Origin of the sequence: Streptomyces sp. NRRL WC-3549 (assembly GCF_000721935.1) — a bacterium.
In the GTDB taxonomy this organism is placed as follows: domain Bacteria; phylum Actinomycetota; class Actinomycetes; order Streptomycetales; family Streptomycetaceae; genus Streptomyces.
Genome location: NZ_KL585421.1, coordinates 58,268 through 62,956, shown reverse-complemented (window position 1 = coordinate 62,956; position 4,689 = coordinate 58,268). Strand labels below are relative to the sequence as shown.

3 protein-coding genes are annotated in these 4,689 nt (G+C 74.8%); all 3 read left to right on the top strand.

Annotation, left to right across the window (positions count from 1 at the left end; all coding sequences use genetic code 11):
- Window positions 1-2,027 (top strand): hypothetical protein (locus tag IH13_RS0125620; protein ID WP_031088265.1); only part of this gene is annotated, 2,027 nt, incomplete at its 5' end.
- A gap of 79 nt (window positions 2,028-2,106) precedes the next feature.
- On the top strand, window positions 2,107-3,744 hold the full coding sequence (pelF, locus tag IH13_RS0125615; protein ID WP_031088264.1) for a GT4 family glycosyltransferase PelF: 1,638 nt from the start codon (window positions 2,107-2,109) through the stop codon (window positions 3,742-3,744).
- On the top strand, window positions 3,741-4,689 hold a 949-nt coding region (locus tag IH13_RS38370; protein ID WP_031088263.1), incomplete at its 3' end, for a hypothetical protein. The genes pelF and IH13_RS38370, both read left to right, overlap by 4 nt.

The window sequence follows — 4,689 nt, the reverse complement described above, 5'->3', positions numbered from 1 at the left end:
ATCTGCGGGTCCTGGTCGTCAGCGACGGCGGCCCGGCGACCGACGCCATAGCCGCCGAACTCGACACGGCCGGTACGCCCTACACCGAGGTCGACCTGACCGCGCCCGGCCGTCCGGTGATCGACGCGGGCTTCCTGGCCGACACGGTGGACGGCCGGGAACGGGCGAAGTTCCAGGCCGTGGTCCTGCCCAACGACAATCCGTTCGCGGACGGGTCCGCAGAGATGGCCGCCCTCGCCTCCTACGAGCGGACGTACGCGATCCCTCAGGTGGACGCCTACACCTACGCACGCCCGGCGGCCGGGCTGAAGACCCCCGACAACGGCGGGTACGCGGGCAGCGTGGACGGCGTACAGGCCGAGGTGACGGCGGCCGGCCTGGCGGGCCCCTTCGGCTACCTCGACGGCGACGTGCCCTTCGAGGACCTCTCGCCGACCGTCGGCGAGAGCTACGCCTTCCTCTCCGCCCCGGCCGACGGCGCGGACTTCACCCCGTACGTCGACGCCGCGATCCCCGGCCACGGCACCCGTGGCTCGCTGGTCGGGGAGTACCGGCACGACGGGCGGCGGGAACTCGTCGTCACCTTCGTCTACAACCGGTACCAGCAGCAGTTCCGGCTGCTGGCGCGGGGCATCGTGGAGTGGATGACCGGGGGTGTCCATCTCGGCGCCTCCCACAACTACTTCGCCGTCCACGTCGACGACGTGTTCGCCGCCGACGACCGCTGGAACTCCGAGCTCAACTGCACACCCGGAGACGTCGACTGCGCCGACGGCAGCGTGCAGCCCGACCCGATCCGGATGGAAGCGGACGACGTCGCGTACGCCACCGCGTGGCAGGACGCGCACGGCCTGACGTTCGACCTGGCGTACAACGCCGTCGGCAGCATCGACCACCGCGCGGAGAACGGCGGCACCGACGCGCTGGCCGACCGGTTCATCGCGGACCGCGACGAGTTCCGCTGGATCAACCACACCTACACGCACTCCTTCCTCGGCTGCGTGCAGGACACCTCCGTGGTGCCGTGGAAGTGCGCCACCACCCCCGGTGGCTCCACCGACTGGGTCACGCGAGCCGAGATTTCCGACGAGATCGCCACCAACCGCGTCTGGGGCGAGGCCGCCGGCCTCCCCCTGCACAACGGTGAGCTGGTCACCGGCGAGCACTCCGGCATGAAGGTCGCCCCGCAGCAGCCCGAGGACAACCCGAACCTGGCCGGCGCCCTCGCCGACAACGGCGTCACATGGCTCGGCTCGGACAACTCCCGTGATCCGCAGCAGCGTCAGGTCGGCCTCGCGCTGACGGTGTCGCGCTACCCGATGAACGTCTTCTACAACGCCGGGCGCGCCGCCGAGCAGGTCGACGAGTACAACTGGATCTACACGGCCCGCGCCCAGGGCGGCAGCGGCATCTGCGAGGACAACCCGGCCACCACCACCTGCCTGCCCCAGCCGCTGGACCCGGCCACCGGCTACACCGACCACATCGTGCCGCTGGAGACGCGGATCGCGCTGGGCCACGTCCTCGCCAACGACCCCCGGCCGCACTTCATCCACCAGTCGAACCTGGCCGAGGAGCGCATCGCCTACCCGGTGCTGAGCGGCGTCACCGACGGATACGCGGCACTGTTCGCCGAGGACACGCCCCTGGTGAACCTGCGCATGGAGGACATCGGCACCGAGATGCGGCGCCGGGCGGAATGGCGGCAGGCCCTGGACGCCGGGGACGTCACCGCGTACCGCGTCGGCTCCACGGTGACCGTGCGGGCGCCCGGCGCTGTGGCCGTCCCCGCGACGATGCCCACCGGGACCTCCGCGGGCTCCAGCGCGTTCGGCGGCGCCTACGCGGGCCAGGTCTCCGGATGGAGCACGTCCGGCGCCCCCCTCACGCTCACCCTGCCGGCGTCCACGGAGGCCCCGACCGCGGGCCCGGACACGGGCCGGCCGGCGGGACCGACGAGCACGGTGCCCGCGCTCCCCGTCCCCGCCGGGGTCACCGAGCCGGCCACGTACGCACCGAAGAGCTGACCGCTCTCCCGCAACGCGCCCGGTGCCGGCCGGCACCGGACACCGGCACGCCCCCACAGACCCGATGGTGGAGCCATCCATGCACGTTCTCCACGGTCCGCGGCAGCCTCACGCGGCCCATGTCACCCTGCTCACCGAAGGAACGTATCCCCACAGCCACGGCGGCGTGAGCGTCTGGTGCGACCAGATCGTCCGGGGCATGCCCGACGTCGCGTTCGACGTCCTCGCGGTGACCGGCACCGGGCGGGAACCCGTCGTCTGGGACGTCCCCGCCCAGGTCTCCCGCGTCGTCTCCGTCCCCATGTGGGGCCCCGCCCCGGCGGGGCGCCCGCCGAACGGCCGGCGCGGGCGGCGGCTCGTCGGCGCCTACGAGCGGTTCCTCACGGCTCTGCTCGACCCCTGCGCCGAGGACGGCTTCGCCCCGGCCCTGTACACGATGGCCGAGGCGGCGCAGGACGGGTTCCTCAGCCCCTTCCTGCGGAGCGACCGGGCGATCTCGGTCCTCACCTCGGTGTGGAACCGGTCCGGGCTGATGGTGCGTGAGGCCCGCCCCACGCTGTACGACGCCCTCACCGCGACCACCCTCCTCGAACACGCGCTCCGCCCGCTGGCCGCCGCTCCGCCCCGCAGCGGCGTAGCGCACGCGGTGAGCGGCGGGATCGCCGTACTGCCGGGCCTCGTCGCGCTCGAACGCCACGGCGTCCCGCTGCTGCTGACGGAGCACGGGGTGTACCTCAGGGAGCGGTACCTCGGCTACCGCACCGCTCCCTACCGGTGGCCCGTCAAGGCGGTCGTCCTCGGCTTCTTCCGGCTGCTCGCCGAGGAGACCTACCGCAAGGCCGCCCTGATCACCCCGGGCAACCGCTACAACCGGCTGTGGGAGGAGCGGGGCGGGGCGGACCCCGCCCTGATCCGCACCGTCTACAACGGCGTGGACCCGGCGGCCTTCCCGCCGGCCGGGCCCGAACCCGGCGTGCCCACCCTGAGCTGGGCGGGCCGGGTCGACCCGATCAAGGACCTGGAGACCCTGATCCGGGCCTTCGCCCAGGTACGCGAGCGGCTGCCCTCGGCCCGTCTGCGCATGTTCGGCGGCACTCCGCGCGGCGGTGAGGACTACCGGCGGCGCTGCGAGGCGCTGGCGGCCGGACTCGGGCACGCGGACGCGGTCACCTTCGAAGGCCGGGTGGACGACATCACGGACGCCTACGCGGCCGGCAACGTGGTCATGCTGTCCAGCATCAGCGAGGGCTTCCCCTTCACGCTGATCGAGGCGATGTCCTGCGGGCGGGCCACCGTCTCCACGGACGTCGGCGGGGTACGGGAGGCCGTCGGCGACAGCGGGCTCGTCGTGCCGCCGCGCGACCCGGCCGCGATGGCCGCCGCGGCCCTGGAGCTGCTGGGCGACCCGGAACGCAGGCGCCGGATGGGCGAGACGGCCCGGCTGAGGGTGATCGAGCAGTTCACCCTGCGGCAGACCGTGGACACCTTCCGGTCGGTCTACCTGGAGCTGTCGGAGGCGCGGACCGGGGCCTCCCCGGCCGTACCCGTCGCGGCGGCCTTCGGCGCGGGGAGGCGCCACGACGGCCGGGGGCCCGGAGGAACGTTCACCGACCCCGCCGCTCCGGGCGCCGCCGGCTTCGCGCCGGCCTCCGTGGGCGTACCGCCACCGGGTCCGGGCGCGGCGCCGGGCCCCGTCCTCGGGAGCGTGGCCGGATGAGCGGGCCGCTGGCGCTGGAACCCGGCGGCGCCTCGGACGACACGCTGGCCCTGCGGCTGGCCGACGAGCGGACCATGGCCCTGCGGCTGCCCGGCCGGGGCGCGCGGGAGGACGCGGTCGACGCGCTCGCCGCCGAGCTGACCGACCGTATCGGCCCCGCCGTGCACCCGTACGAGGTCGCGGCGCTGCTGGAGTCGGAGGGGCTGGCCGTGGAGGTCGTCCGGGACACCTACGGGCACCCCGACCTGTTCTCGCTCGCCGCCGCGCTCCACGAGCGGGTGCCCCGCAGCTTCCCCGAGCTGCCGCCGCCGGCCGACCCGTGGCGGCCCGACCACGTCCGGTGCGCCCTGCGGGGGGCGCTGTTCGCCCTTCCGGGGCTCGCGCACCTGCTCACCGGGCCGCTGTGGGCGTCCGGCCGGGGTGTGGCCGCCCTGATCGTGGCGGGTCTCGTCTCCTGGGCCTGGGGGCAGGCGCTGGGCCACCGGGCCTATCTGCGGCTGGCCTCGGGGCGCCGGGAGTGCGCTCGGACCCTGCTGCTGGGGGCACCACCGGGGGCCGTGCTGGCCACGGCGGCCGGGGCGGCGGTGGCCGGGTCCGGTCCGACGGCCCTGTTCGTGGCGGGCCAGTCGGTGTATCTGGCGGGGGCCGCGGTGCTGCTGGTGCTGGGCCGGGAACGGCTGCTGCTGGCCGCGCTCACCCCGGTCGTCGCCCTCGCGGCGGCGCTCCCCTGGTGGGAGCCGGGCACCGCGGCACGGGTCGGGATGCCGCTGCTGACGGTCGTGGGGACGGTCGTCGCGGCCGGCTGGGCCCTCACCGGCCCGCTCTCCGCCGCCCCGGCACCCGGGGCCGTCCCGCCACGGCGGGTGCTCTCCCTGCCGTACGGCCTGTTCGGTCTGGGCGCCGGTGTGCTGGTGCTGCTGGAGGGGCGGCAGCAGCCGTACGCGG